The sequence below is a fragment of the Neorhizobium galegae genome (assembly GCF_017877055.1).
GTDB classification, from domain to species: Bacteria; Pseudomonadota; Alphaproteobacteria; order Rhizobiales; family Rhizobiaceae; genus Neorhizobium; species Neorhizobium galegae_D.
In genome coordinates this window covers 907,929-933,965 of sequence record NZ_JAGIPG010000001.1, presented here as the reverse complement: position 1 = coordinate 933,965, position 26,037 = coordinate 907,929, and the positions used below count along the sequence as shown (strand labels likewise).

Sequence of the window (26,037 nt, the reverse complement as noted above, 5' to 3'; positions counted from 1 at the left end):
GTGGTCCGGCTCAGTTGAGCCGGACGTCCGCGGCGCCCATGTCGTACCAGTCGAACGGGCGGTCGCCGACGTTGAGCATGACGGCTTTCACATCGAAATACGCTTCGAAAGCCTCTTTGCCGAACTCCCGTCCGATCCCGGAAAGCTTGAACCCACCCCACGGCGAGGCGGCGTCGACGCGGTGGTGATCGTTGATCCAGATGATGCCCGCCTCGATGCTGTCAGCGACGCGATGGGCACGGGCTACGTCACGCGTGCGCACCGCCGCAGCCAGGCCATATGGGCTGTCGTTCGCGATCCTGACCGCGTCCTCTTCGGCGTCGAAAGGAATGACGACCGTGAAGGGACCGAATACCTCCTCCTGTGCGATCCGCATGCCCGCATCGACGTCCGCAAAGACGGTCGGCTCGACGAAGTACCCGCCGTTCGAGAGCTTCTCCGGGATGCGTCCGCCTGCGACCAGTCGTGCGCCCTCGCTCTTGCCGATCGCTACGTAGTCGAGCACGCGCTGGCGCTGCCGCTCGGAAATGACTGGCCCCATCTGGGTCTCGACGTCGAAGGGGTCGCCGATCCGGATGGCGGCTGCCTTCTTCGCCAGCTTCTCGACGAATTCGTCGTAGACCGCACGCTGGACGATGTGACGCGCGGCGCAGACGCAGGTCTGCCCGGCACCGACGAAGGCACCGAAGGCAGCATAATTGACCGCCTGATCCACGTCGAAGTCGTCGAAGACAACGACCGGGGTCTTGCCCCCGAGTTCGAGCGTCTGACGAGCGAAGTTGGAGGCTGCGGCCGCGCCTGCCAGCCGTCCCGCTTCGGTGCCACCTGTCAGAACCAGTTTGCGGATGCCAGGATGACTTGAAAGCGCCCTCCCTGTAACGGCACCGTTTCCGGTCACCACGTTGAAGACTCCGGGTGGCAGTCCAGCTTCGGAGAAGAGCTCCGCCAGCCGCAGTGTCGTCAAGGGCGTGTATTCCGACGGCTTGACCACGGTCGTGCAACCCGAGGCGAACGTCGGTGCGAGATTGCGGCAGGCAATAAGAAGAGGGTGATTGAAAGGAGTCACGTTGGCGACGACGCCGACGGGCAGTCGCTTCGTGTAGGTGAGATACTCACCCTCCACCGGAATGACATCGTCGCGCTTGGCGAGCGCGAGACCAGCATTGTAGCGGAAGAGGTCGGGAACCCGTGCAAGCTGCGCTCGGGTCTCGCGGATCGGCCGCCCGTTGTTCAAGGTCTCGAGTTCATACAGTTCCTCGAGATGGGCCTCCATGACATCCGCCAGCTTGTTCACAAACCGGGCGCGGGTCCGCACGGAAAGCCCGGCCCAGTCCGGAGAGCGGAAAGCCTGCGCCGCGCTCTGCACGGCAGCGTCCACATCCTCTGCCGAGCAGAGCAGGACAGATTCGACGACATCGCCCGTGCCCGGAGAGCGGATCTCCATGAGGTCACGAGGACCGGCGGCAACGGTTTTGCCGTCGATGAAGAGGCCACGGGGCGTAGCGGAGACGGTCCGACTGCTTGTGGTACGGATGGTGTTGTCAGACATTGAGAAGTCCTTTCACTGCGGCGGTGCCGACCAGGTCGATCGCGTTCCTGCCCGATATGAGTTCGAACTCTGCGGCCCCGATCCCGGTGGCCCTGAGGGTCTCGACGGGAGAGAGGTCCGCCATGTCGAAGGGGATGTCTGTTCCCAAAAGCACGTGATCGGCACCGACGAGCGATATGAGGAAGCGTAGCGCTTCAGGGTCGTGCGTGATGGTGTCGAAGTAGAAGCGCTTGAGGAGATCCTTCGGCGAGATCTTCGTGGTCTGCGCCTCTTTCCGGACATTCTGGCCATGGACCAGCCGACCGATCTGATAGGGGGCGAATCCGCCACCATGGGACAGGCAGATCCTGATGTGCGGGATCTCCTCCATCACGCCCCCGAAGATGAGATGCGCGGCCATGACGGTCGTATCGAGCGGATTGCCGATTAGGTTCGTGAGGTAGTAGGGCTCAAGCCCTGGCTTCGCCCCGAAATAATAGGGATGCGTCAGGATGAACACGCCGAGATCGGCGGCCTTCTGCAGAACCGGGCGATATTCCGGAGCTGCTAGCTGGACCCCGTCGATGTGCGTCCCGATCATCACCGCCCGGATTCCGAGCGTGGACACGAGATATTCCAGCTCGGCGATCGACGCCTCGGGCGACTGCATCGGCAGCGTGCCCATTCCGATCAGACGGCTTGGGGCAGTGGCGACGAACGCCGCCACTTCGTTGTTCAAGTAGCGGACGAACTCGGCGTTCTTCTCGTCCGGCTCGCGATAGAAGAAGAGGGTCGGCGATGGCGAAATGATCGCTGCATCGAATCCTCGTTCGTCGAGCTTGCTGACCTTGACCTGAGGATCGGCGAATTCCGGAAACAGCGGATAGGCAAATCCCTCCCGGTGAACAAGGCGCGTGATGCCGTCGAATCTTTCTACGCGAACTCCGAATGCCTCGGGATCTGCTTCGAAGATGGACACGATGCCTTCCGGAATGATGTGATTATGCGCGTCGACAATCATGCGACGTTGTTCCTTCTCGATGATGTGGTCGGTAGTCAGATCTTTGTAGGATTATTCCGCGAGTAGACCGGTTCCGCGAGAAACCGCTCGGGCTGGTAGGTCCAGAACTGGGAGACCTGGTCGTAGGTCTTGATGACCGTATTGACGAGGCGATTGTCCTTGCGCTCTACCTTCCGGATATAGATGTTCTCGATCGGGTTGCCGTACTGGTCGAACTTCCAGGGACCGCGGGGATCGTTGGCGATCTCGGCCTTCTTCAGCGCCGCGATAAGGCCCTGCTTGTTTTCCACCTTGCCGTCGATCGACTTGAGGGCGGCCTCGAGGGCGAGCCCCGCCGAGTAGGCTCCCACGGAATAGAATCCCGGATCGACACCCGTCACCTTTCGAAGCTGCTCGACGAAACTCTTGTTGTGTGGTGTGTCAATGCCAGCGGAGTACCAGCCGGCGGAGATGATCCCGAGCGCTTCGTCGCCCATCGTGTGGAGCACGCCCTCATCAACCGTGGTCATGGCTGAGATGACTGGGATCTGGCCCTTCAGTCCGTACTCGTTATACTGACGGAGGAAGCGGAGACCATTTGCACCGGAGAACGCCGCGAAGACCGCGTCGACCCCGGAAATCTGCGAGATGTAAGACCCGTAGTCCGCAGCATTGAGAGGCGCCCAGAGCTTGTTCGTGATCGAGCCGCCGCTTGCCTCGAACACGCGCTGGAATCCGGCCGTCTGCTCCTGACCGAAGGCAAAATCGTCGGCGATCGTGATGATCTTCTTGTAGCCGAGTTCCTTGGCTGCATAGTCTGCGAGCGGATGGCAGGGTTGCGCGGATGTCGAAGACGTCCGCACGAACCATGGATTGAGCTTGCGCTGAGTAAGGTCTTCGGCTGCAGCCGACGAGCAGATGAATGGTATCTGCGCTTCGGCGAGGTAGTCGTTTATGGCGAGCGCCTCGAAGGCCGCGACCGGGCCAACGACCATGTGCACGTTCGAGCGCTGCACCAGTTCCTGGGCTCGGGTTTTGGCAAGCGCAGGCTGACCACCGGTGTCGGCGACGATGAATTCCACGGCGCGGCCGGCAATCGTATTGTTGCGCTGCTTGAGAAAGAGCTGGAAGCCGTCCTCCATTTGCCGCCCACCTGTCGCAAGCGCGCCCGACTTCACGCTGAGCATGCCGATACGGATGGGCGTACTCTGTGCGAGGGCGGGCAATGCGAGCTGAGACCCAGCAAGAGCCGCTGTACCTGCCAAAACCTGACGTCGATTAAGCATTTGATCCTCCCAGATCCGTTATTTATCGATTGATAAACTGATCGATATTTTCCGCGTGGTCAAGTGTGTATTATTTGATTTTTGGCAGCAGATGCCGCAGGTTGAGTTTGCGTTTAGCGTATGCAGTTGATAAATTAATGGAAATGAGTAAGCGGGAGGGCACATGAAAACGCCAGAAGCCAGAAGGCGATTGTCACCGGATCTCCGCGAACAGGAGATCGTCCGAGAAGCCGTCAAGTTCTTTGCAGAGTTCGGTTTTGAAGGGCAGACCCGCGAACTCGCCAAGCGTCTTGGGATCACACAACCGCTGCTCTATCGCTACTTCCCCACAAAAGATGCTCTGGTCGAGCGCGTCTACCAGGAGGTTTTCTTGAGACGATGGAACCCGTTTTGGGAAGAGCTTCTCCAGGACCGCAGCAAGCCGCTTGGGGAGCGGCTTACTGAATTCTATCGGGATTACTCGCAAGTCATCCTCACATACGAATGGGTCCGGCTATTCATGTTCTCGGGCTTGAAGGGTCTGGACTTCAACACCCGTTATTTGGACCTGCTGCGCCAACGAGTCTTCGATTTGATCATCAATGAGTTGAGGCTCGCGCATTCCCGGAAGCCCCCGGACGAGGTCCCGATCACTACGATGGAGATCGAGGCTGTCTGGGGCCTACACGCAGCGATTTTCTACCTGGGCGTGCGAAAGTTCATCTACAACATGCCAGTTGAGAACATAAACTCCATTGTCGACCTGGAGCTGCGGATTTTCCTCGACGGTGTGCCAGGAACCCTTGCTGGGAGATAAGTTTACTTGAGAACCTGATCCTCGTAGCAGGGCGGGAAGCGTCGCGCCGCTACGTTCTATCGAAAAGAGGCTGTCGCGATGATCAAAGCAGCGAGCGCTTAGCGATCCGAAAATCGACTCCGGAATTTGCCTCGGCAGGCACCTGTCGGGGCTTTTTTGTGCTCGCAACCCGGATGAGCGGCGGAAAGTGCGCCTAATGTAACGACGCAACATGCACCGCTCCGCGGGGACGTTCTGATTTATGAATTGATTCAATTGATCTTTTTCAGAACGATGACTTTTCACCGCCCGCTTCTCAGATGACTGAGAAGCCTGCGGTGACGAGTCACTTTTCCCAACTTTAGGGGGCATATTGCCCCCTAAAAAAGAGTCACTGAGTTCAAAACCCATGATTTCCAGAGCATGGACCACCCGCGTACAGACGATCTTCAACCCGATCGGGGAACAACTATCTCGGAAGCCAGGACGACACCTCTCCGCCTTGTTCTATCAGTGAAACGCCGGGGCCTCTGTCGTGAGTACTTCGAGTGATCTGCGAAACGCAGGCGTGGAGATGAAGTCGGCAAGATTGCCAGACACCTCGAACTGGACGTCGAAGTATCTGCCGCTATAGGGTTTCCTTATGGCGAGTGCACGCTCAAGAGACCTTGGCCGAGCATGCGCGGCGCCACATCGTTGACTCGGAAGACCGCTGATCCCATCTGTGTGCCGTGCCGAAAAATGAGAACTACGACGTAGAGCTGCTCAGGACATGGACGCTTTCGCCCGCGGCCACTCTCGGTTCATCCGTGCGCGCGAAAGGCATACTGCAGGAGATCCAGGCTCGGCTTCCCGCAGTCTCGAAGAAATCAGTCGTTCTCGGAGGCAGCGAACTCACCCTCTCGATGGCGGCCAGCGACAACGCGGCGTTCAAGGCGGCCTCAGCGGTGATCGCGAGGACGGTGGAGGAAGCTCAAAGCCTGCCAGTCAACCCGCGCGAGATAGAGGACGTTCTCGGGATGAAGACAAGCGAGCGGCATCGCTGGCTCGCGGACGGCCGTCTACCTAGCGCCGGCACGAGAACGGTAAGGCTGGCCGGGCGCGCCCGCAGAATCACGTTCCACGTGTTCGATCCGGCAGTGGTGGAAGACCTTCTCAACAGGGGAGCCGTCGAAGAGTGGCGGGTGGAGGACGCAGAGGCGAAAGCGGAGAAGCGAAGGAGGGCCGCGTATCAGGCGAAGCTGACGCGGTCGAAGAAGGCCAACAAGCGATCGAAGAAGGTAGAGCGTGGCCTCGACGATACCGCGTCAACCCTAAGCGGCTGGGAGGAGTTTGACATTGACGGGCTGCTGCGTTGAGCGCACAGCCTCGGCCCTAAGCGGACATCAAAATTCGCATTGGGGAACAGCTGCTTTGCGCCCCCATTTCGGCCATTTGAGTCACCGGCTCGAGCTCTTCAAAGCAGTCCTTCTGCGTGCCCAAGAGCCGCAAGGGTTCCGGGTCCAATTTCCGTTTCCCGCTCCTTATTAGTGTTTCGGAAAGAGAATAACAGATCGACAACATCTCAATCGGCATGTCCTGAAAGCCGCTGTAAGTCGGCGTTCTCGTGCACATAGCGGCCTGGTTCCAGTCTTCCGACAAGCTTGACGATGGCGTCGGAAACGAGCCTGGCGGGTATGACGCCATATCGGGAGAAGCGGCGGGGCAGGATGGGCGAGAGCGCGGTGAGCGCGCGCTGCGCGATCGCTTCCCAAATCCGTGTGTCGTCGCGGTGGCCGACCAGAAAGCCCGGTCGGATAAGGTCCAATCGCTCGAAGCCAAGATCGCTGACTGCCTGTTCAACGGCGCCTTTGGTCTCGAGATAGAAGCCGGGCCCGCCCGCGCCGATGGAACTCACAAGGATAAACTGACGGGCGCCCAGCGCCCGTGCACCCTTACCGAGAGCCAGCACATAGTCATGATCGACGCGGAACATGGCAGTTTGCGATCCAGCCGTGCGGATGGTGGTACCAAGGCAGGAGATGGCGACATCGATGCCCTCGGGCGCGATCGGCATCAACGTAGCCTCCGGCCGGCCACACAACTGTTCGAAATCGATGGGATGGCCCAACGCGGCCGATCCGGCGCGAACGAGGCTAACGAGATCGATGTCGGACCGCTCGACGAGTTGCAGGCGAACGCCACTGCCAATCAATCCGGTGCCGCCGGCAAGCAGAATGTGTCGGGTCATGGGTGAGCTCTCCGTCGTTCAAAAAGGCAGGGCGGGACCATGCCGTGGCGAAACGCCGGCTCGGCTGCCCAAGATCGTTTACACTGGTGCTAACCTCAAGACCGCCGGGCTAAGATAGCGCGTTCGCCCTTTGCATGTATTGCTGTTCTTTTGACCGGGCTTGCTGTTGAGGGCCGCGCGTCATTCCATTGCCGATCGCGATCTTGCTTGCCGCAAGCAAGAGTGCAAATCTCGAGTCAGGTTGTATCGGTTCCTGGCAGGTAGGACCAATGGCTTGGTAAACTCACCGACGTCCCACAGCGGCATTCGCTCCGAACTCCCGCCGTCCAACATAACTGGATGGTACGCGGTGACGGTGCTCTGCATCGCTCTTCTGGTTTCCTATACCGACCGGCTGATCATCAATCTCGTCGTCGATCCGATCAGGGCCGATCTCAGTTTGACGGACGTGGAAGTCAGCCTGCTCCAGGGCGCGGGCTTCGCCATCATATTCGCCCTTGCCGGTCTTCCCAGCGGGCGGCTGGCGGATGCCGTCAGTCGCCGCAACCTGATTGTCGCCGGCGTGCTGCTGTGGTCGGTCGCGACGGTCGCCTGCGGGCTCGCCGGCGATTTCTGGAGTTTCTTTGGCGCCCGGCTTGCGGTGGGAATGGGTGAGGCGGCCCTGGTGCCGGCTGCTTCTTCGCTGATCATCGACTTCTTCTCGCCGCGTCGGAGAGGAGCGGCGCTGGGTGTTTTCTCCCTTGGCGCGACCTTCGGCGCCGGCGGTGCACTTCTGATCGGCGGAATGCTTCTGCGGGGGATCGAGGCCGGACGCTTTGCCTCGCTACCGCTGATGCCAGAGCTGGCACCGTGGCGGCAGGTCATGATTCTCGTTGCGCTTCCCGGCTTCGCGTTGCTGCCCCTGCTTTTGTCGATCCCGGAACCGGCGCGGCAGAACAGGTCCGGCCTCCTCCCGCTTTCCGAGGTTTTGCGGCGGCTGATGGCGAACAATGGAACGGTGTTGCGCGTATGCATGGTAAAGGGTGTGCTGGCCATCGGCGACCACGGCCTGTTCGCCTGGATGCCGACGCTGTTGCAGCGCGTATACGGCATGAGTGCCATGGAGGTCGGCGGCCTTCTCGTCCTTGCTGTGTCGGTCAGCGGGGCGAGCGCCTCGGTGCTGGGAGGCGCGCTGTCCGACTGGTTTGCACGGCGCTGGGGCGTGCCCACCCGAGTGGTCCTGTTGCTGGGATGCTACCTGATGACCATCGTGGGTGCCACGATGGTTTTTTTGGCGGAAACGGGCCACCAGGCCGCGCTTGCATTGGGCCTATGGGCCTTCGGGTCGATCGGCGGATACGTCATCGGCCATGTCGTGATGCAGGAGAGCGTTCCGAGCGAGATGCGGGCAACGACGATCGCGCTGTCCCTGACCTTCATCGGGCTGATCGGGATCGGTCTTGGGCCGACGCTGGTGCCGCTGGTGGCATTGCACGGGTTTGGCGGTGAAGCTGCGCTTCAGCCGGCCATGGGCACCGTCAGCCTGGTTGCGGCCCTGCTTGCCTTCGTCGTCATCTGGCCGCCGATCGGGGTCGGCCTCGCTGTCTTGAGAACTCGCCCGAATGCAATGGGCCAGGAGCGCTGACCAGAGGTGGTTATCTCTCGCCCGGGGCGCCCGACCGCGTGGCGATCAGTGTCCGTGCCCGCACGAGATCGCCCGTAGAAAAGCCCTCCTGAAAACGGTTATAGGCCGAGGCGAGCATGTCCTCGGCCTCATTATCTCCTCCATGCAGCCGCATGAGCTTGACGAGGCTTGTCGCGGAGCGCAGTTCCCAGGATAGCGCCTCACCTTGGCGAGCGAGTTCGATCGATCTTTGATAGCACTCCACCGCCTTGTCCGGATTGGCCGGTTCCTGGAAGCGGATCATGTTGCCCTTGATACGCAGAATCTCCGGTATCCCGACCACCTGTCCGCGGCTTTCGCATAAGGCGATCGCCTCGTCGATGGCGGCCAGTCCGACGGCGAGGTCGCCTTGGCGTGCGACCGCCTCCGCGTAGTTGGTGAGATAGTTGGGATAGCGCATCCGGAAACCGCCATCGCGGACCTCGGCAAGCGCGTCGCGATAGGCTGCAAGGTCAATGGGACGGTGGGTGTAAAGGCACATTCGGCCACGCGTACACATACCCATGTTCCGCCAGATCGAGAGCCCATGCTTGGTGGCGTGCTCCAGTCCGCTGTTGAGATAGCTCCAGGCTGCCTCGTAGTCGCGGACATACATGGCAATGATCAGCGACCCGTGCAGCAGGGCGGAGCAGAGGGAGACCGCGTAATTGGAAGCCTCGGCCTCCTCTAGCTGTCGTCGCGCGACCGCAATTGCCTGGTCCGGAAAGCCCTGCAGCCAAAGCACTGTTGCCAGCGAGCCTTGCGCCGTCAATCGTTGATCGAATTCGAAGCGGGCAACATCCAATTGTGCCGTGCGGCCTGTGGGTCGTTGGACGATGTTCTCGAGTTGCTGCCGCGACGCCGCGAGTGCACCCAGCCAGGACAAGGCCGATCCGGTCTGCGCATTGGCGTCGCCTGGGTGCGCATCCTGCCCGTTGGTCTCTAGCGCACGGATCTTCCTGGCGACGGCTATCGCGGAGTGGGAGTCACCGGTCCACAATTCGTATTCCGACAGTCCGCGCAAGCACGCCAATTGCATATCCGTGTCGTCCAATTGCTCCGCGATCGCCAGCGCCTTGGTCAGGGACGATTTCACCTGAAGCAAAGGGCCGCGGGTGTGCAACAAGGTTGCACCGAGCGTGAGATTGAGGACCAGGTCGTCACGGATGCTTCGATGCGACTGAAAGCTGTCGTCCAGTGCCCTTTCGACGGCCATCCGACATTCTTCCACCAGCGAAACCTGCTTCCCGAACGGAATGGCAGCCACCGTCAGCCGAACGCCCAGCGCCGCCTTGTCGGCACTCGTGAATGCCCAGCGCATCGCGTCGCGGATATCGTTGGTCTTCGGACCATATCGCAGAAGCCATTCTGTGCGCGTCAGCCGTTCCGCATCTGATGTCGCGCGCTCGACCAGTTCAAGGCAATGTTCTGCATGTCGCTGCCTGGCGCCCTCAAGCTCGTTGTTGGCGACAAGTTTCTCCAGCGCATAGGCACGAGTAGTATCCAGCATCCGATACTCTACCTGCGTATCGTGCATCTCGGCCGTCAGCAGCGATTTCGCAACCAGGCTGGCGATGTTTTCCACCGCCCTTGCGCGATCGATATGCTCGTCAATGGTGATGGCACAGGCCGAGTCCAGACTGAAGATGCCGGCAAACGCAGCCAGGCGGCGCAGCATCGTCTGCTCGATTTCCGAAAGAAGCTCATAACTCCAGTCGATTGTCGCGGTGAGTGTACGATGCCGTTCAATTCCTCCCCGATGCCCTTGCAAGAGCCGAAAACGGTCGCCGAGTTGTTCGATCAATTCGCCAAGGCCGAACGCATCAACGCGGGTGGCCGCCAGTTCGATGGCAAGTGCAAGACCATCGAGATTGCGGCACAGCTCCGCCGCCAGCGGTGCGTCGGCATCGCTCAGGATGAACGACTCGAGCCTGTCCGTTGCGCGATCAACGAACAGCTCTATCGCCGGAAATGTCAACGCGGTCTCAGCATCGAGTGCTGCCGTCTTGGCCGGCGTTCCGAGCCCCGGCAACCGCCGAACCCGCTCACTCTTCACACGGAGAGCTTCGCGGCTGGTTGCGAGGATTCGGACGGCTGGAGCCTCGGCCAGGATGCGATCGGCGCAAGATGCGATGCCATTGATGATATGCTCGCAACTATCGAAGACGAGCAGCATTTCGCGCGAACGCAGGAATGCGCTCAACGCCTCGAGCATGTTGGAGGAATGGGCTGTCAGGCCGATTGCAGTTGCGATGGCATTGGGGACGAGGCTCGGGTCCTTGAGGGGTGACAGGTCGACCATCCAGACACCATCCTTGCAAGTCCCGATCCAGTGCTCGGCGACGGCAAGGGCGACCGTCGTCTTTCCAATTCCGCCCGCGCCCACGATCGAGACGAGGCGTGCTTCCCGCAATTCCCGCAGGATAGCATCGATTGCATCCTGTCGTCCCACGATGCGGGTGGTCGCCGTTGGCAGGTTGTGGTTCAGGGCCGCCGGCACGCCGACATCGGAGGCGAGATGGACTGAACCGGAGTGGTGGACCGGTGCGGAGAAGCGGTAGCCCCGGCCGACAACCGTCGCGATATACCGGGCGGCGCCCGGCGGCTCATCGAGCGCGCGCCTCAAGGCCGCCATGTTGACCTTGAGATTGCCTTCCTCGACAAATGTGTCCGGCCAGACGCGAGCCAGCAATTCTTGCTTGCCGATGACGGCTCCCGGACGTTCCACAAGCACCGTCAGGATATCAAGCGCCCGCCCCCCGATGCGAACGGGCACGTCGCCCCGCATGAGCAACTGCCGTTCGGGAAGCAGCACGAACGGTCCGAAGGCGAATGATCGTGACCGCGGCGGCGAGAGATCGTTCATCAAATGCCTCCCATCATTCGACCACAGTCCTTGCTGTCTCCTGACCGCGAGGTGGCGGGCCATCCAGCAAAGGAAAAAGCTCGCGCATCCTGAAACATCGGCGCGCCGCGGTGTCGAGCCGCACTGACGTCATTTAACCGAAATTAACTCGCCACACCCGCCCCGATACGGCTTGTTGAGCATATCAGAATTGCACGCCGGAGAATGGACAAATGTCTCTGCTGACCCACGGTGACCGAAAGTATCAGTCAAGCACCTTGATCGGCAATGTGGCCGAATGGGATGCCCTGCGTGTCGAACAAAGGCGTATCGGACCCGGAGCCCAGAATTGCGTGGGGCGGGAATGCACCGAACTTGCCTATATACTATCCGGCCAGGCGAGGGTCCGGCGCAAAGGTGACGGGCAAACACAGGAAGGCATCGCGCGTCCGGGAACAAGCTGGCTGGTTCCGGTTGGAACCCACGAGACCTTGCTCGAACTCGATGGATCGGTCGAATGCCTTTTGGTCTTTCTGCCCGCGACGCTGCTGGAAGACAGTGCGCTTGCGGACTACGGGATCGATCCTGCTGGCACGCAGCTTGCCTATGCGGGAGGTTTCGTCGATCCGGCCCTGGTGCGGATCGGAACGGCCTTGCATGGTTTGCTTGGTGGTGGCGACGACCCGATCGACCGAATCTATGCCGACGGGTTGCGCACGACGCTTGCAGCTCACCTCATGGGAAACTACACGGTCGGCCGATGGCGGACGCCATCGCGAGCGCCCTCCCTCGATCCGAAAAAGCTGCAACGCGTGCTCGACTTCATCGAAGTGCGTTTGGGAGAGGACATCGCGCTGGACGACCTCGCAGGGGAGGCCTGCCTCAGCGCCTTCCATTTTTCTCGTCTGTTTCATGAAGCGACCGGGATGCCGCCCCATCGCTACGTCATCGAAAGGCGCATCAAGGCGGCCCAGAAAATGCTCCTGTCCGGAAGGTCCACGATAGCGGGGATCGCTCTCGACGCGGGCTTTGGATCGCAGGCCAATTTTTGCCGGACATTCCGAAAGCTGACCGGGATGACACCAAGCCAGTTCCGAGAACGGTCCTTTGCGTGAAATGCGCCGGTGCGCCGCATTTGAATAGCAATATTCGCCGCCACATCGGCAATATTTCGAAATACCGGCATCCCCGGATCATCCTAGAAACAGGCAGTGATTTTGACGTGATCGGCTCAAATCCGGGAGCATGATATGAAGGCGCCTGTTGTTCGAAGAGTCGCCGGATGCGCAGCAGGCTTCCTTGTGGCAGCAGTCGCATATTTCTGTTTCTGGCCAGTGCCGGTTGAGCCCGTGTCATGGGCGGCCCAGGTTCCGCCCGGCTACGTCGGCGCCTACGCACCGAACCACCTCCTGTCCGGCTTGCGCAGAATCGACATCGGCACCGAGCATGGCCCCGAGCACATGGCGATTGGGCCTGACGGCAAGCTCTACGCAGCCATGACAAGCGGCAACCTGGTACGCATGGATCTTGACGGCGCAAAGCAGGAAGTTTTCGCCAGTACAGGCGGGCGGGTGCTCGGTTTCGCCTTCGATGCAGGAGGCCGGATGATCGTCGCCGATGCGATGAGGGGACTTCTTGCTATCGACTCCGAGGGAGGCGTGAACCTGCTGACAGACCGCGTCAGTGCGAATGATCCGATTGCCTATGCCAATTCCGTCGCTGCGGGACCGGACGGCACCATCTACTTCACCCAATCCTCAACGCGCTTTGCTCCCGCCGACTGGGGCGGGACGTACGAAGCGAGCGTGCTCGATATTATCGAACAATCCGCAACCGGCCGGGTTCTGGCGTTCGATCCGGCGAGCCGGCAGGCAAGGATCGTTGCCCGCGGACTGTCGTTCGCCAACGGCATCGCCCTTTCGTCGGACGGTCTGAGCCTGTTCGTCAATGAAACGGGCCGATATCGGATCTGGACGATCGATACGCGGGCGAAAGACATAGATGTCCAGAGCGGCTCGCCGCAAGCCCGCATATTGCTCGATAACTTGCCCGGCTATCCGGACAATCTGCTGCGGGGACGCGATGGGCGCATATGGGTGGGCCTTTTCAGGCCGCGCAATCCGGCGGCGGATTCACTCGCCCAACGGCCGTTCTTTCGCAAGATATTGCTGCGCCTGCCTCGATCCTTTCTGCCGACCGGCAAGCCTTACGGGCATGTTTTTGCCATAGACGAAAAGGGCAACGTTGTTCGGGACCTTCAGGATCCCGACGGCGCCTATCCAGGAACGACCGGCGCCACCGAGATTGCCGACCGTCTCTATATCCACAGCCTGTCCGCGCCAGCGATCGGGTGGGTGCCGCTTTGATTGCCGACTGAGTACCTGGTTTTCCGGCCGGAAGGTCGAGCGAAGGCGCGGCCCGCCGATCCGGGTCATCTGATCTTAGCAAGCCCGCCGCAGCCGCGGTGATCATCAACCCTCAAAGGAGAGTTCCATGTCCATGAAAACTGTCATAGCTGCCGCTGCTATTGGGACGGCAAGCATCGCCTCATCGGCATATGCCGCCGGCGCCCCCTCCGTCGTGCTTGTGCACGGGGCCTGGGCCAATGGATCGAGTTGGGCGCAGGTGGTGCCGCTCCTGCAGGCGAAGGGGATCAACGTCGTGGCCGTCCACAATCCCTTGTCCTCGTTCGAGGCTGATGTTGCCGCGACCCGCCGCGTGATCGTCGACCAGCCAGGGGACGTCATCCTCGTCGGACATTCCTATGGTGGCGCCGTGATCACCGAAGCCGGCAACAGTGACAAGGTTCGGGCGCTGGTCTATGTGGCGGCTTTCGCACCGTCAAAGGGCCAGTCCATTAACGCGATTGTACGCCAGGCGCCGGAGCCACCGGCATGGCAGAAGGAAATCCATGCTGATGCGACCGGAGTTCTCACATGGTCCGCGGAAGGAATGGCGCGCTACTTCGCTCCCGATATCTCACCCGCTGCGGCGGCATTGCTGGCCGCCACCCAGGCGCCGCTGTCTGCCGCTGCATTCGACGGCAAGGTGACATCCGCTGCCTTTACCCAGAAGCCGAGCTGGTTCGTCATTTCCGACAACGACCAGATCATCCCGGCGGGCCTTCAGCAGGCCTTTGCCCAGACGATGAAGGCAACGACGGTCCATGTCGCCTCAAGTCACGTGCCGATGCTGTCTCAGCCGCAGACCGTGGCGGATGCCATTGTCGCGGCGGTTGAAGGGTCGCGGTGAACGGCCACCGGCGATCCGACAATCTCAGTCAGCGGGCCACTCGCCCACTGACTGGCACTCGGGCTGCTGCCGCAATTGATGCCCCAAAAGCGCAATCGCTTTCAAACAAAAAGCAACATTGGCAAAGAGCACTTTCAATCAACCCAATAGGTTACGAGATGAAAGCACCGCCCCAACCATGACGGCAACTCAATGTGACGTGGAGAATATCATGAAAAACGCCAGTCCGGCCGAAAGACAGCTTGGGCTTCGCATCCATGCAATCGCCTTCGTTCCGAGCATCATCGTGCTTGTCGTCATCAACCTGCTCACCGGGGCGCCTTATTGGGTCCTCTGGGTGCTGCTGGGCTGGGGAACCGGGCTTCTCGCGCATTGGCTGTCCGTTCGCCGCCAGAATGCGGGCAAGCGCGAAATTCCCTGACGCGCACCGACGGCAGGCAGGTCGCCGGCGAAGATATGCCGCGTCCATCTCGGCCCGTGACCGGTTTTCCAGATACAGGAGGATGAAACATGACCGTTTCAAACGATGCCGGAATCGTCCCGGCTGCCGTCAAGGCCACGACCGACGACACGTTTCATCCTGACGGCGGTTCCGTGCCTCGATCAGGAACAGGCAGGCTGACCCTGCTGGCGCTGGCCTTGGGAACGTTCTGTATCGGCACCACCGAATTTGCCAGCATGGGCATCATCCAGCTTTTCGCGGGGAGCCTCGAGGTCGATCTTGCGACGGCGACGCATGCGATAACCGCCTATGCGATCGGCGTGGTGATGGGCGCTCCGATCCTGACGATAGCCGCCGCAAGGTTGAACCGGCGCACACTCCTTCTTCTTCTCATCGGCGTGTTCGTTGCAGGCAATGTCCTGTCGGCGATTGCCGATAGCCTGGCGTTTTTCGTCGCGGCACGGTTTATCAGCGGATTGCCGCAAGGCGCCTATTTCGGTGCTGGCGCCGTGGTGGCGTCATATGTCGTGGGGCCGGGCCGCTCCGGCCAAGCGTTTGCGATCGTCATGACCGGGCTGACCATCGCCACCATTATAGGATCGCCGCTGGCCACGTTCCTGGGCCAGAACATCGGCTGGCGGGAGACCTATCTGTGCATCGCCGCCCTCGGCCTGGTGTCATTCATCTCGCTTTGGCTTTTCGTTCCTCGCACATCCGAGCTCGATGGCGCGTCGATCGCCCATGAGCTGAGCGGCCTGCACAAAGGGCGCGTCTGGTTGATGATGGCGGTCGCCGCGCTGGGAGTTTCCAGCATCTTCGCCGTCTATACCTTCATCGCGCCGTTCATTACCGATCTCGTGCGCCTCCCGCCGGAGATGATCCCGCCGGCCCTGGCTGTCTTCGGCGTCGGAATGACTGTTGGCAATCTCTACGGCGGTCGGCTTGCCGACCGGCATCCGAGGCTCGGCATCACGGCCGGCTACGGATGCACCCTCCTGGCGCTTCTTCTGCTGGCCCTGTGGGGCGCCAACCCCTGGGTGTTTTTTCCGGCGATGTTCGGGGTCGGGGCGACGATGATGGTGGCCATCCCCACCATCCAGGTGAGATTGACAGCTCTGGCCCCGGAATCCGCAACGCTGATGGGTGCTATGAACCTCGCTTCGCTGAACGTTGCCAATGCGCTTGGCGCATGGGCGGGCGGTATCACGATCGGTGCAGGCCTGGGACTTCTGTCGACTGTCTGGGCTGGTTTCTTCCTGACCTCGGCGGGACTGGTCCTGTTCATCGTTGCGATGTCCGCAGGTCGTCGCCGGTCCGGGGGATGATGACCGGTGATCGGCCGGTGCAAGGGCGCGATCGCGGGCGCCTGTCGCCTGCGAATTTCGAATATGGGAGTGACAATGAGACCCAGGGTTACATTGCACATGATGTCCAGCATCGATGGCCGGATTAATACGGTTGGCTGGCCGGTGTCGGCGGATCGCGACGACGCCTACGAGATGTTGCACCGCGACCTGCGCAGCGATGCGTGGCTTGTCGGCCGCGTTACGATGGCGGAATTCGCACTTGGTGAAGTGCGCCCGATGCTCGCCGACAGGATCTATCCACGCCAAACCTGGAAAGCGGCGGCGGCAGGGATGGCCCCCTATGCCGTCTATCTCGACAGGTCGGGGTGCCTGCATCTCAACCGCGAGCGGGTAAACGGCGATGCGCTGATCGCGATCCTGACAACGAATGTATCCGACGATTACATTGCGGAACTGCGCAGGGATGGCATCTCCTATATTTTCGCCGGCGATACGGAGCTCGACCTTCATCGCGCACTCCACATCCTGCGCACCGAATTTGGCATCGAAACGATCCTGCTCGAAGGCGGGGGCACGATCAATGGAGCCTTTCTAAGGCGAGATCTGATCGACGAGGTCAGTCTTCTGATCCTGCCAATCGCCGATGGCAAGCCGGGCGTGCCGACCACCTTCGACCACAATATCGCCGGCGCGCGTCCCCTTGAGCTGATCTCGGTGACCACCCTCAAGGGCGGACTATTGCATGTGCGTTATCAGGTCTTGTCTGCGGACCAGGACCGCGGCTGTCGGGCAGTCGCCCCATCCGCTTCCTAACATGACCGCACTGCGCGGCTCTCAACATCGAAAGGATGGCAACAGATGACACTCAAGGATATTCTCCCCGGCCAGCTGGGGTTCGGCACTGCGCCCCTTGGCAACATGTTCCGCGCGATCCCGGAGGAAGAGGCATTCGAGACCGTGGAAGCGGCCTGGAACGACGGGATCAGGTATTTCGACAATGCCCCTTTCTATGGGGCCGGCCTCGCCGAAATCCGCATGGGCGAGGCGCTCGCGAACAAGCCGCGCGACGAATATGTGATCAGCACCAAGGTCGGCCGGCTGGTTCTCGACGAATTCGAGGACGTCAGCGACAGTGGCTTCGGAGAAAATGGAGTCTTCAAATACGGCCGTCGCAACAAGGTCGTTAACGACTATTCGGCCGACGCTACGATGCGCTCCATCGAGGGTAGTCTCGAACGATTGAAAACCGACCGCATCGAGATCGTCTGGGTGCACGACGTTGCGCAGGATTTCCATGGCGACGAATGGCTGGGCATTTTTGAAAGCGCACGTCTCGGCGCCTTTCGGATGCTGGATCGCTTGCGGGATGAAGGTGTCATCAAGGCCTGGGGCCTGGGCGTCAACCGGGTGGAGCCGATCGAATTGCTGCTCGGCCTCAAGGAACCGCGTCCGGACGGCTTCCTTCTCGCGGGCCGCTACTCCCTGCTGGATCACGATCGCGCGCTACAACGCGTCATGCCTGTCGTCGCGGAACGGGGACTGGGGGTCATCGTCGGCGGTCCCTACAGTTCCGGCGCGCTCGTCGGCGGCCCGAATTTCGAATATTCACCTGCCACGCCGCAGATCCTGGACAAGGTGGCAAAGATCAGGGCGATCGCGGACCGCCACGGCGTCAGCATGAAGGCCGCCGGCCTGCATTTCGCCCTCGCGAACCCGGCCGTGGCCGGCGTCATTCCCGGGGCCAGCCGACCGGAGCGGATCGCGGAGGACAGCGCTGCCTATGCTGAAATGGTACCCGCGGCCTTCTGGCGTGACCTGCGCCACGCCGGTCTCGTCAACCCCGATGCTCCCGTTCCTGAAACGAATTGAACCGATCTGGCCGGCCGGGTGGAGAGCCGTTCCGTCACTGAAGTCATGACACTATCGATCGAAGGACAGAACGTGTTTGCCGCACGGCATAGATCTCGAGGCCGCGTTTCCCTGGTGACAGGTCTCGCCATCTGGCAGGCGATCCAGGCCACATCTGTCCAGGCTCACGTCAAGTGGTTCGCACCATATATCGTAGGCGCACCGCCGGCACCCGTCAGCCTTACCTTGTCCAACGAATGGTTCTGGCTCGGACTTGGCCTCGTCGTCGTTTTTTTTGCCGTGGCGCGTGCTTTCGAGCGCAGCAGGTTCGGGGACCCGACACTGGACCTCGTGGACAAGATGACGGCTCCGTTCTGGAACCGGCTGGATGACTACCTGAGGGCGATCATCGCGGCCTTCTTCGTTGCGATATTCGCGGTGGGTGGGATCCATCTCACGCCGGATATCAAGACGCCCGCCGAGTGGGCGGTCATGGCTGCAGCTTGTTATCGCAGCAATGATATTCTCACGCGTGACGGTGCCTGTCGCCGGACTGGGCATCGTTGCGCGATGACCTATCACCGCCCGCCTCTCGATGACGGCTGAGGGGCGATCGGTGCTGTCTCAGCACCAGCCGCCCTTGCCGGCACCCGGCCGCTTCGCCAGGCCCTCGTTGACGAGGACATCTGCAAGCGAGCGACCGTTGCGCGTTACTTCACGCAGTTTGTGGCCTTCGATCTCGTCCTCGTTCCCCTGCCAGGTGACCAGTTCGAAAGGCCCCGAATCGAGGAAGGCGCGCACCCGCAGCTCCGCGTCGCTCGCCTTGATCCGTTCCGCCTCGCAACGCGGCTTCTTGATGTCCGGCACTTCGATGCCGACCAGCCGGATCTTCTGGCCGTGGAAGACGAAGCGGTCGGCAGCGGTGACGCAGTCGTCCTGCTTGGCCGATCCGCACAGATAGAATTTCGCCTCATAGGCGCCGGCGAGGTTCTCGGTGCTCTTCGGCGGTTCCGCAGCCTTCTGGATGTCATCGAGGATCGGCTTGCCGATCGGCGCCGGCGGGATGATCGCGGCGGTATGGCTCTGGTCGGGAGCGACCGCAGGCCTCGGGGTCACCGGCCGGTGCGACGGCCCGGAACTCACCTGGACGGGTTTTGCCGGCACCGGCCTTGCGGCCACCTGGACCGGTCTACCCGAGGTCAGGCCGGCGACGAAACGCCTGGCCTCCGCGGAATTCTCATAAAGCGCGATACCGCCGGCCACCAGCGCCAGCGCCCCGAGCCAAGGCCAGAGCGACGAACCGGGGCCTGACGACCGCTTTGGCGAACTCCTGCGCCGAGAACCGGATTTGCCACGCGTTTGGGCCATGACGATCTCTCCTGTCGAATCGGAAAGAAGTATCGGGGGGAAGGATTGCCGAAAGGTTTCAGGCGGGGTGTCAGCAGTGGAAACGGCATTGGAGGATCACGAGCGTCTGCCGGTCGCCTTGGCCTTCCACGTAATAGATCAGCCGGTGCCTGCGCAAAGATGGCTGGATCGAGGTCGCCCAAAAGGGCAGCCATGTTCAGTTCAAGCATCCGCAAAAGGCCGGCCGGGTGACCATGCCCCATCCGAAACGTGATATCCCGCTCGGCACGCTGCGGAATGTCGAAAAGCAGGCGGGGCTGAAATTGAGGTGGTCGTGAGCAATTATATCGGCCTGGTCCACAAGGATGCGGAGAGCGACTAAGGCGTCTCCTTCCCGGATTTTCCGGGTGTCGTGACCGCCGGTTCGACGCTCGACGACGCGCGGGCGATGGCGGAGGAGGCGCTTGCCTTTCATGTCGAAGGCATATTCGAGGATGGCGAGGCCATTCCCGAACCGTCAAGCCTCGAAAACGTGATGGCCGATCCCGCCAACCTTGATGGCTTGGCAATCCTGGTGACGCTGAAAACCGGGGCAGCTAAGCTGCCTGAGGACATGCCGGAACGGATCGACCGTTTTGCCACGGATCAGGGTCTTTCACGCTCAGGTTTCCTCACCCGCGCCGCACGGCACGAGATCGAACGCGACGCCGGCTGGGACCTACCCCGCCCTGCCGGTCGCAAGCGCCACAGCCCAGTCGGCGCGGCCGTTTTCGGCGGCGAGCCGTGACATCGCCAGATGGTCGTAGGACACGTTGCGGAACTGCGGTGCCCAGCCGGAAGACGTCTTTTCCAGGATCGCGTAGGACGCCATCGCGTGGCCGGTCTCGACCTTGTGGAGATAAGGCGCGTCGTCACTATAGGCCGGGCAGCCGACGCTGCCGGGATTGACGATCAGCCGGCCATCGGAGAGTTGCACTGCCCGCGGAATATGGCTGTGCCCGCAGAGGATCAATGCCTGCTCGATCCCCTCCGCCAGCGCCTCGATTTCTTCCAGGGGCTTGAGGAAGACATGGCCTTCGCTCGATACCTGCTCCAGCCAGTAAACGTTGTCCGACTGCGGCGTCGCGTGGCAAAGGTAGGCCTCCTCGCGATAGACGGCGCTGAACGGCAGCTTGCGCAGCCATTGCAGATGGCGGAGCGCGAGTTCGGAAAAGGCATGCACCTCCCAGGACGGCATGGCGTCCGCCGGGTTCTCGATGAGGTAGCGGTCGTGATTGCCGCGCACGGTCAGCGTCGCCATCGTATCGAGAAGCAGCAGCAGGTCGGCGGTGCGCCCGGCTTCGAGCGGGCCGCTCAGGCAATCGCCGAGATTGACGATGTCGGTAATGCCCTGCGCATGGATATCCGCGAGCACCGCTTCGAGCGCTGCGCAATTCCCGTGGATGTCGGCGATCGCGGCAAAGCGCATCAGCTTCCCCTGTAGGTGGAATAACCGTAGGGCGAGAGCAGCAGCGGCACGTGGTAATGCGCCGTGGTGTCGGCAACGCCGAAGCGGATCGGGATCACATCGAGAAAGGCCGGCTCGGCCAGTTCGACGCCGCGGGCACGCAGGTAGTCGCCGGCGTGGAAGACCAGTTCGTATTCGCCGGCCAGAAACGTATCGCCGATCAGGACCGGCCCGCCATCGACACGACCGTCGCTATTGGTGACGACGGTCGTGAGTTTTTCGCGCGTGTCGCCGTTCAGCCGGTAGAGGTCGATCGAAAGCCCCTCCGCCGGTTTGCCGCTGGCGGTGTCGAGAACATGGGTGGTGAGGCCGGTCACAGGCTGGGCTCCGCGATAAGGTAAGGCGTTTCGAAGAAATGCTCCTCGTAGTTTGCGGACGTGTTGTCACGGTCCACCACCAGGAAATCGCTGACGATGCCGATCGCCATCAGCGGATGATGCCAGGCCTTGGGGAAATAGTTGACGCCCTGGTGCGGCTGCACGAGGAAGACCTGCGGCTTGCCCGGCCGGCCGCCTTCGTCATGGGAAACCGCGATCAGGAACGGCTGGCCCGAGATCGGCGAAAAGCTCTGGCTGGCGAAGGGATGCCGCTCCATCATGGTGATCGCATAAGGGAACTGCCGCGGCTTGCTGCGGAAGATGCTGAAGATCAGCCGCTCGGGCTCGCCGATCACCACGGGCTCGGCGAGCGCATGATAACGCTCGGTCGTGCCGCCGTTGATCAGCCGCATGGTCGCAGGATCGGCCTCGATGACATCGCCGAATGGAGCGAAGGCTTCCTTTGTGAGGGGCAGGATTTCCAGATATTCGGTCAATTTATACGCCTTCAATCATTCTCCCTGAGCACGCCAGTTGCGCAGGGAGTCGAGCTGGGAGAGAAGTTCGGGGATCATCCGGTCAACGGTCAGCCAGACCGTATCGATATCCAGGTGAAAATATTGATGCGCAATGCGGTTGCGCATGTCGCGGATGTCTTTCCAGGGGATCTCCGGATGCTCGACGACGAAATCCGGGAACCGCTCCATGAGCTTGGTTGCACATTCGCCGATCGCCGTGATGTTGGCGATCACGGCATCCTGTTTGATTTCATCAAGGCGGAAAGCCTCGCGATCCAGCCCGGAGACATATCTGACGGCCTTGTTTCCCGTGACGATCATCCGATCGAGATAGGCTTCGAGACGCTCTACACTCATATTGCCAAGGCTTCCGCCACGATGCGTTCACGGATCTTGGGCGGAAAATCGCCCGGGACCTTGACATCCACCGGCACGCCGAGCGCTTCTTCAAGATCGCCCTGAAGTCCACCGAGCGTGAACAGCGACGTCGTCGGCGACGGATCGACCAGGATATCGAGATCGCTGTCGGGCCTGTCCTCGCCGCGCAACACCGAACCATAGACGCGGGGGTTGGAGACCTGCCGGCGGGCAACGATCTTCCGGATGATATCCCGGTTCTTTTCCAGCACTTCCGACGGTCTCATGGCGGGGTCACTCCTGATATCGCCAATATAAATGACGAAAGGGATCGAGGAAAGGATCGTCCAGAACCTCAATGCCCCGGAAGCAGCGATTGCAGTCGCAGGAGCGCGATCTTTTCCACCTGGACCGTGGCCGTATCGAATTCCTCGTCGATGCTGTTGTGGATGCGCTTCTCGAAGGCGGCGAGGATGTCATCCTTCGTCAGGCCCTTGACCGCGATGATGAAGGGAAAGCCGAATTTTTCCGTGTAGGCGGTGTTGAGTTCGGTGAAACGGGCGTGTTCGGCAGCGCTCAGGCGGTCAAGCCCGGCGCCGGCCTGTTCCTTTTTGCTGTCTTCGGTCAGTTCGCCGGCAATTGCCAGCTTGCCCGCAAGATCCGGATGGGCACGCAGCACGCCGAGGCGCTCCTCGCGGCTTGCCCGGCGGAAAATCGAGGTCAGCGCGTCATGCACGCTCTTGGATGACAGCGGAACCAGCATCAGCCCCGCATCATAGGCCCGCTCGGCGATGAAAGGGGAGTGCTCGAACACGCCGCCGAACATCGCGACGAAGTCGCTGCGGGCGGTCACAGGGCGCCCGCCGGCTTGTGATGTTCGTGCCAGTGTTTGGCGATCTCGATGCGTTGCGGAATCCAGACCTTGTCATGGCTGAGCACATATTCGATGAAGCGCTTCAGCGCCGCGGCGCGGCCGGGGCGGCCGACGAGGCGGCAGTGGAGGCCGACCGACATCATCTTGGGAGCGCCTTCCCTGCCCTCCTGGTAGAGCACGTCAAAGGCATCCTTGAGGTAGGTGAAGAACTGATCGCCGGTGTTGAACCCCTGCGGTGTCGCAAACCGCATGTCATTGGTTTCGAGCGTATAGGGAATGATCAGGAAGGGCTTCTGGTCGAGGCCCTTGACCCAATAGGGCAGATCGTCCGCGTAACTATCGGAGGAATAGAGGAAACCACCCTCCTCCATGACCAGTTTCAGCGTGTTGTCGGAAGGCTTGCCCTGGTACATGCCGTAGGGCCGCTCGCCGACCAACTCCGTATGCAGGCGCACGGCTTCGAGAATGTGTTCGCGCTCTTTCGCCTCCGGGAAATCTTTGTATTCGAGCCAGCGATAACCGTGGCTGGCGATCTCCCAGCCGGCTTCCTTCATGGCGGCGACGGCTTCCGGATTGCGGGCCATGGCGAGCGTCACGCCGTAGACGGTGGTCTGCACCTTGAGATCGGTGAACATCCGAAACAGCCGCCAGAAGCCGGCGCGCGAGCCGTATTCGTAGATCGATTCCATGTTGAGGTTGCGCTGGCCCGGCCAGGGCGCGGCGCCGACGATTTCCGACAGCAGGTTTTCCGAGGCCGGATCACCATCCATGATCGAGCTCTCGCCGCCCTCCTCGTAATTGATCACGAACTGCACGGCGACATGGGCGCCGCCCGGCCATTTCGGATCGGGAGTGGAGCGGCCGTAGCCGACGAGTTCGCGCGGATAGTCTTTTGCCTGCATGGATCACCTTCGACGAATGAGGCCGGACGGTAGCGCACCCTTTCGGGCCATGTCGAGATGGAAACGTCGTCTAGAGGCCGAGCGCCCGAAGGATCGCCACCGAGGCGACCCCGAGTGCCACGGAAACGAGCATCGGCAGGCGAAGTGCCGCAAAAGCAGTCACGGCACAGGCCAAGGTTTCGGCAATCCCGGTGGCAAAGGCGGTCGGTGCGACGACAGCCATCAGCACCGCGGGCGGGATCGATTCGATCGCCTTGCGACGGCTGCCTTCGAGCGAGACATGGCGGATGAGGACGAGGCCGCTCAGGCGGGTGAGCACGGTGGCCGCCGCCATGGCGAGGATGGCGACGAGCGTGGCGATATCGACGGTCATGGCGTCACCCCCACATCCCGTTCTTTTCCGGTGGCCATGGCGGCGGCAAGACCGGCCAAGGCACCGGCGGCGATATACCAGACGCCCGGCACGAAATGCTGGGTCGCAACCGCGGCGGCACCGCTCGCCAGCAGCACCGCCCCGGTTTCCGGACCCTTCCAGAAGCCCATGACCAGAACGATGAATACGGCCGGGAAAGCGAAATCGAGCCCGAGCACCACCGGATCGCCGAGAAAGGCGCCGAGGCCCGCTCCGGCGATCCCGGAAACCACCCAGGCGAGGTAGAAAGGCATGACGAGCCCGGCGAACCAGGCCGGCGTCAGCCGCGCCACCTTGGCCCGGAACTCGGCCATCGCCCAGATCTCGTCAGCGAGGAACAGCATCGAGAGATAACGCGCCGGTTGGCTGAAACCATCTATCCTTGTGCCAAGCGAGGCGCTCATCAGCACATGGCGGATGTTGACCAGCAGGGCTGCAAAACCGACGCCGGTCCAGGAGGCAGGATGGGTCCAGATATCCATCGCCACGAATTGCGAGCCGCCGGCAAAGACCAGCGCACTCATCAGCCCTGCTTCCGCCGGCGACAGGCCTTTCGTCGCCGCAACCGCGCCAAAAACGAGGCCGATCGGGATGACCGCGGCGATCAGTGGCGAGATCGCCCGCATGCCGCCCAGAAACTCCTGAAATCCCATTTTGTTATTCACGTCAAAACACCTCCGGTTGAGGCGGAGGTCTTAGAGATCAAGTGGATAGCCGTCTTGAACGAAAGTGATCAGCGAGCCCGGTATTGCCCTGGCGTCAGGCCGGTGCGGGCCTTGAAGTGGCGAGTGAAATGCGCCTGGTCGGCAAAACCGCATTCGAACGCGATCTCCGCTGGCTGGCCGCCTTCCCTCAGGCGCTTGCGTGCCACGCGGATGCGGATATCGGTGAGGAAGGAATGCGGGGTGATGTGGAATTCCTTGGCGAAGGCGCGAATGAGATGAGCGCGGCTGAGACCCGCGACCGTTGCCAACTCCTCCAGCCCCACATCGGAGGCGAAATTTTCCACCAGATAGTCGCGGGCCTGGCGCACGGCGGTGCGCTCCGCGGTATCGGCCGGCACGATGATCGAGCTGCCGTGGCGGCGGAACATTGCGTCGAGCACCAGAAACATTGCCTGACTGGTCTCGAGCGCGCCGGCCCCCTCCTCCAGCGTCCGGTGTGCCTCGTGAAAAGCATCGGCGAGCCCCTGATCATGAAGGATCTGCTTGCCGAAGGCGGGCGTACCCTGGAAGGATCTGCCGGTGACGTCTTCGAGGATTTCGCGAAACAGCGTCATGTCCGGATAGATCATCCGGTAGCGGTAACCGCCCTCGACGGGCGCGCCGTCGTGGATCTCGCCGGGATTGATGAGATAGAGATCGCCCGGCCCCGAGCTTTCGCGCTGGCCGCGGATCGTCGCAATCTGGGCGCCGCGCTCGATGGCGCCGATACTGAATGTGTCATGCGCATGCGGCGCGAATTCATGGGTGAGGAATGTGGCGGACAGGCATTCCATGCCGCCGAAACGGCTGTCGCGCCAGAAGCGCGTGGTTTCCGCCTGGGCGAGCGGCATGTAATCGGCTGCCTGTTCCTGCGAGACGTTCTGCATCGCGCGGATATAGCAGATTTCCGCACCGGCCTCTTGAACAAAAGTGACTGCTGGAGC

28 protein-coding genes and 1 pseudogene are annotated in these 26,037 nt (G+C 61.5%); 13 read left to right on the top strand and 16 right to left on the bottom strand.

Annotated features, from left to right (window positions below; translation table 11 throughout):
- Positions 1–10 precede the first annotated feature (10 nt).
- Genes J2857_RS04290 through J2857_RS04280 form a run of 3 tightly spaced genes read right to left on the bottom strand, consistent with a single transcriptional unit; the run spans position 11 to position 3,814 of the window.
- The gene (locus tag J2857_RS04290) at positions 11–1,549 is read right to left on the bottom strand and encodes an aldehyde dehydrogenase (RefSeq protein WP_210008781.1); all 1,539 of its coding nucleotides are present in this window, start codon (positions 1,547–1,549) and stop codon (positions 11–13) included.
- Positions 1,542–2,549, bottom strand: coding sequence for an amidohydrolase family protein (locus J2857_RS04285; protein WP_210008780.1), 1,008 nt, complete (start codon positions 2,547–2,549; stop codon positions 1,542–1,544). Before J2857_RS04285 ends, J2857_RS04290 begins: the two co-directional genes overlap by 8 nt.
- Positions 2,550–2,584: 35 nt before the next feature.
- Positions 2,585–3,814 carry an ABC transporter substrate-binding protein gene (locus J2857_RS04280; RefSeq protein WP_245363006.1) on the bottom strand — a complete coding sequence of 410 codons (1,230 nt, stop codon included), beginning with the start codon at positions 3,812–3,814 and terminating at the stop codon, positions 2,585–2,587.
- A gap of 163 nt (positions 3,815–3,977) precedes the next feature.
- Here J2857_RS04280 and J2857_RS04275 point away from each other — a divergent pair, with 163 nt between their 5' ends.
- Complete coding sequence (locus J2857_RS04275) at positions 3,978–4,610, top strand: TetR/AcrR family transcriptional regulator (RefSeq protein WP_046602029.1); 633 nt, start codon at positions 3,978–3,980, stop codon at positions 4,608–4,610.
- Positions 4,611–5,320: 710 nt separating this feature from the next.
- A complete protein-coding gene (locus J2857_RS04270) occupies positions 5,321–5,947 on the top strand; it encodes a hypothetical protein (RefSeq protein WP_210008779.1) in 627 nt (208 codons plus the stop codon).
- Positions 5,948–6,153: 206 nt separating this feature from the next.
- Here J2857_RS04270 and J2857_RS04265 read toward each other — a convergent pair whose 3' ends face one another.
- Positions 6,154–6,819, bottom strand: coding sequence for a hypothetical protein (locus J2857_RS04265; RefSeq protein ID WP_210008778.1), 666 nt, complete (start codon positions 6,817–6,819; stop codon positions 6,154–6,156).
- 349 nt (positions 6,820–7,168) lie between these two features.
- Here J2857_RS04265 and J2857_RS04260 point away from each other — a divergent pair, with 349 nt between their 5' ends.
- Positions 7,169–8,443, top strand: coding sequence for an MFS transporter (locus J2857_RS04260; protein ID WP_348635655.1), 1,275 nt, complete (start codon positions 7,169–7,171; stop codon positions 8,441–8,443).
- A 10-nt stretch (positions 8,444–8,453) separates the two neighbouring features.
- On the opposite strand, the gene J2857_RS04255 is transcribed toward J2857_RS04260, so the two are convergent.
- A complete protein-coding gene (locus tag J2857_RS04255) occupies positions 8,454–11,327 on the bottom strand; it encodes an ATP-binding protein (protein ID WP_245363005.1) in 2,874 nt (957 codons plus the stop codon).
- 212 nt (positions 11,328–11,539) lie between these two features.
- Between J2857_RS04255 and J2857_RS04250 the strand changes: the two genes are divergently transcribed.
- The 8 genes from J2857_RS04250 (at position 11,540) to J2857_RS04215 (ending at position 18,761) form a co-directional block, all read left to right on the top strand.
- On the top strand, positions 11,540–12,421 hold the full coding sequence (locus tag J2857_RS04250) for a helix-turn-helix domain-containing protein (protein WP_210008775.1): 882 nt from the start codon (positions 11,540–11,542) through the stop codon (positions 12,419–12,421).
- 135 nt (positions 12,422–12,556) lie between these two features.
- Positions 12,557–13,672 carry an SMP-30/gluconolactonase/LRE family protein gene (locus tag J2857_RS04245; RefSeq protein ID WP_210008774.1) on the top strand — a complete coding sequence of 372 codons (1,116 nt, stop codon included), beginning with the start codon at positions 12,557–12,559 and terminating at the stop codon, positions 13,670–13,672.
- Between the two features lie 127 nt (positions 13,673–13,799).
- Entirely contained in the window at positions 13,800–14,558 is a 759-nt protein-coding gene (locus J2857_RS04240) for an alpha/beta fold hydrolase (protein WP_210008773.1), read from the top strand.
- A gap of 211 nt (positions 14,559–14,769) precedes the next feature.
- Entirely contained in the window at positions 14,770–14,979 is a 210-nt protein-coding gene (locus J2857_RS04235; RefSeq protein ID WP_210008772.1) for a 2TM domain-containing protein, read from the top strand.
- Positions 14,980–15,068: 89 nt separating this feature from the next.
- Positions 15,069–16,325 carry an MFS transporter gene (locus J2857_RS04230; protein WP_210008771.1) on the top strand — a complete coding sequence of 419 codons (1,257 nt, stop codon included), beginning with the start codon at positions 15,069–15,071 and terminating at the stop codon, positions 16,323–16,325.
- Between the two features lie 75 nt (positions 16,326–16,400).
- Positions 16,401–17,120 (top strand): dihydrofolate reductase family protein, encoded by a 720-nt coding sequence (locus J2857_RS04225; RefSeq protein WP_210008770.1) that lies wholly within the window; start codon positions 16,401–16,403, stop codon positions 17,118–17,120.
- Positions 17,121–17,165: 45 nt separating this feature from the next.
- Complete coding sequence (locus J2857_RS04220; protein ID WP_210008769.1) at positions 17,166–18,176, top strand: aldo/keto reductase; 1,011 nt, start codon at positions 17,166–17,168, stop codon at positions 18,174–18,176.
- 18 nt (positions 18,177–18,194) lie between these two features.
- Positions 18,195–18,761 (top strand): hypothetical protein, encoded by a 567-nt coding sequence (locus tag J2857_RS04215; protein WP_210008768.1) that lies wholly within the window; start codon positions 18,195–18,197, stop codon positions 18,759–18,761.
- An 18-nt stretch (positions 18,762–18,779) separates the two neighbouring features.
- Here J2857_RS04215 and J2857_RS04210 read toward each other — a convergent pair whose 3' ends face one another.
- Complete coding sequence (locus J2857_RS04210) at positions 18,780–19,523, bottom strand: hypothetical protein (RefSeq protein WP_210008767.1); 744 nt, start codon at positions 19,521–19,523, stop codon at positions 18,780–18,782.
- A 137-nt stretch (positions 19,524–19,660) separates the two neighbouring features.
- Here J2857_RS04210 and J2857_RS04205 point away from each other — a divergent pair, with 137 nt between their 5' ends.
- Positions 19,661–19,840: a type II toxin-antitoxin system HicA family toxin gene (locus J2857_RS04205; protein ID WP_210010030.1), complete on the top strand. Its 180-nt coding sequence runs from the start codon at positions 19,661–19,663 to the stop codon at positions 19,838–19,840.
- A pseudogene (locus tag J2857_RS04200) lies at positions 19,837–20,289 on the top strand (type II toxin-antitoxin system HicB family antitoxin). Before J2857_RS04205 ends, J2857_RS04200 begins: the two are co-directional and overlap by 4 nt.
- On the opposite strand, the gene J2857_RS04195 reads toward J2857_RS04200, so the two are convergent.
- The 10 genes from J2857_RS04195 to J2857_RS04150 all read right to left on the bottom strand — a co-directional run bounded on the left by J2857_RS04195 (position 20,221) and on the right by J2857_RS04150 (position 25,980).
- Positions 20,221–20,970, bottom strand: coding sequence for a metallophosphoesterase family protein (locus J2857_RS04195; protein ID WP_210008766.1), 750 nt, complete (start codon positions 20,968–20,970; stop codon positions 20,221–20,223). The pseudogene J2857_RS04200 and the gene J2857_RS04195 overlap by 69 nt on opposite strands.
- Complete coding sequence (gene uraH / locus J2857_RS04190; protein ID WP_210008765.1) at positions 20,970–21,326, bottom strand: hydroxyisourate hydrolase; 357 nt, start codon at positions 21,324–21,326, stop codon at positions 20,970–20,972. The genes J2857_RS04195 and uraH overlap by 1 nt, the downstream gene beginning before the upstream one ends.
- Entirely contained in the window at positions 21,323–21,823 is a 501-nt protein-coding gene (locus J2857_RS04185) for an ureidoglycolate lyase (RefSeq protein ID WP_210010029.1), read from the bottom strand. The genes uraH and J2857_RS04185 overlap by 4 nt, the downstream gene beginning before the upstream one ends.
- Positions 21,824–21,838: 15 nt before the next feature.
- The gene (locus J2857_RS04180) at positions 21,839–22,201 is read right to left on the bottom strand and encodes a HepT-like ribonuclease domain-containing protein (RefSeq protein ID WP_210008764.1); all 363 of its coding nucleotides are present in this window, start codon (positions 22,199–22,201) and stop codon (positions 21,839–21,841) included.
- Complete coding sequence (locus J2857_RS04175; protein WP_210008763.1) at positions 22,198–22,488, bottom strand: nucleotidyltransferase family protein; 291 nt, start codon at positions 22,486–22,488, stop codon at positions 22,198–22,200. The genes J2857_RS04180 and J2857_RS04175 overlap by 4 nt, the downstream gene beginning before the upstream one ends.
- 68 nt (positions 22,489–22,556) lie before the next feature.
- Complete coding sequence (uraD, locus tag J2857_RS04170) at positions 22,557–23,054, bottom strand: 2-oxo-4-hydroxy-4-carboxy-5-ureidoimidazoline decarboxylase (RefSeq protein WP_210008762.1); 498 nt, start codon at positions 23,052–23,054, stop codon at positions 22,557–22,559.
- Complete coding sequence (gene puuE, locus J2857_RS04165) at positions 23,051–23,977, bottom strand: allantoinase PuuE (protein ID WP_210008761.1); 927 nt, start codon at positions 23,975–23,977, stop codon at positions 23,051–23,053. The genes uraD and puuE overlap by 4 nt, the downstream gene beginning before the upstream one ends.
- A gap of 70 nt (positions 23,978–24,047) precedes the next feature.
- Positions 24,048–24,350, bottom strand: a complete 303-nt coding sequence (locus tag J2857_RS04160) for an AzlD family protein (RefSeq protein ID WP_210008760.1) — start codon at positions 24,348–24,350, stop codon at positions 24,048–24,050.
- Positions 24,347–25,042 carry an AzlC family ABC transporter permease gene (locus tag J2857_RS04155; protein WP_210010028.1) on the bottom strand — a complete coding sequence of 232 codons (696 nt, stop codon included), beginning with the start codon at positions 25,040–25,042 and terminating at the stop codon, positions 24,347–24,349. The genes J2857_RS04160 and J2857_RS04155 overlap by 4 nt, the downstream gene beginning before the upstream one ends.
- 80 nt (positions 25,043–25,122) lie before the next feature.
- Positions 25,123–25,980, bottom strand: coding sequence for an AraC family transcriptional regulator (locus J2857_RS04150; protein WP_210008759.1), 858 nt, complete (start codon positions 25,978–25,980; stop codon positions 25,123–25,125).
- Positions 25,981–26,037: the final 57 nt, after the last annotated feature.

Coding starts and splice junctions, on each gene's coding strand:
- J2857_RS04150 (WP_210008759.1), bottom strand. CDS start 25,980: ATGCAGAACGTCTCGCAGGAACAGGCAGCCGATTACATGCCGCTCGCC.
- J2857_RS04265 (WP_210008778.1), bottom strand. CDS start 6,819: ATGACCCGACACATTCTGCTTGCCGGCGGCACCGGATTGATTGGCAGT.
- J2857_RS04285 (WP_210008780.1), bottom strand. CDS start 2,549: ATGATTGTCGACGCGCATAATCACATCATTCCGGAAGGCATCGTGTCC.
- J2857_RS04235 (WP_210008772.1), top strand. CDS start 14,770: ATGAAAAACGCCAGTCCGGCCGAAAGACAGCTTGGGCTTCGCATCCAT.
- J2857_RS04195 (WP_210008766.1), bottom strand. CDS start 20,970: ATGCGCTTTGCCGCGATCGCCGACATCCACGGGAATTGCGCAGCGCTC.
- J2857_RS04280 (WP_245363006.1), bottom strand. CDS start 3,814: ATGCTTAATCGACGTCAGGTTTTGGCAGGTACAGCGGCTCTTGCTGGG.
- J2857_RS04275 (WP_046602029.1), top strand. CDS start 3,978: ATGAAAACGCCAGAAGCCAGAAGGCGATTGTCACCGGATCTCCGCGAA.
- J2857_RS04225 (WP_210008770.1), top strand. CDS start 16,401: ATGAGACCCAGGGTTACATTGCACATGATGTCCAGCATCGATGGCCGG.
- J2857_RS04175 (WP_210008763.1), bottom strand. CDS start 22,488: ATGAGACCGTCGGAAGTGCTGGAAAAGAACCGGGATATCATCCGGAAG.
- J2857_RS04180 (WP_210008764.1), bottom strand. CDS start 22,201: ATGAGTGTAGAGCGTCTCGAAGCCTATCTCGATCGGATGATCGTCACG.
- J2857_RS04160 (WP_210008760.1), bottom strand. CDS start 24,350: ATGACCGTCGATATCGCCACGCTCGTCGCCATCCTCGCCATGGCGGCG.
- J2857_RS04210 (WP_210008767.1), bottom strand. CDS start 19,523: ATGGCCCAAACGCGTGGCAAATCCGGTTCTCGGCGCAGGAGTTCGCCA.
- J2857_RS04290 (WP_210008781.1), bottom strand. CDS start 1,549: ATGTCTGACAACACCATCCGTACCACAAGCAGTCGGACCGTCTCCGCT.
- J2857_RS04245 (WP_210008774.1), top strand. CDS start 12,557: ATGAAGGCGCCTGTTGTTCGAAGAGTCGCCGGATGCGCAGCAGGCTTC.
- J2857_RS04255 (WP_245363005.1), bottom strand. CDS start 11,327: ATGAACGATCTCTCGCCGCCGCGGTCACGATCATTCGCCTTCGGACCG.
- J2857_RS04220 (WP_210008769.1), top strand. CDS start 17,166: ATGACACTCAAGGATATTCTCCCCGGCCAGCTGGGGTTCGGCACTGCG.
- J2857_RS04230 (WP_210008771.1), top strand. CDS start 15,069: ATGACCGTTTCAAACGATGCCGGAATCGTCCCGGCTGCCGTCAAGGCC.
- J2857_RS04250 (WP_210008775.1), top strand. CDS start 11,540: ATGTCTCTGCTGACCCACGGTGACCGAAAGTATCAGTCAAGCACCTTG.
- J2857_RS04155 (WP_210010028.1), bottom strand. CDS start 25,042: ATGGGATTTCAGGAGTTTCTGGGCGGCATGCGGGCGATCTCGCCACTG.
- puuE (WP_210008761.1), bottom strand. CDS start 23,977: ATGCAGGCAAAAGACTATCCGCGCGAACTCGTCGGCTACGGCCGCTCC.
- J2857_RS04240 (WP_210008773.1), top strand. CDS start 13,800: ATGTCCATGAAAACTGTCATAGCTGCCGCTGCTATTGGGACGGCAAGC.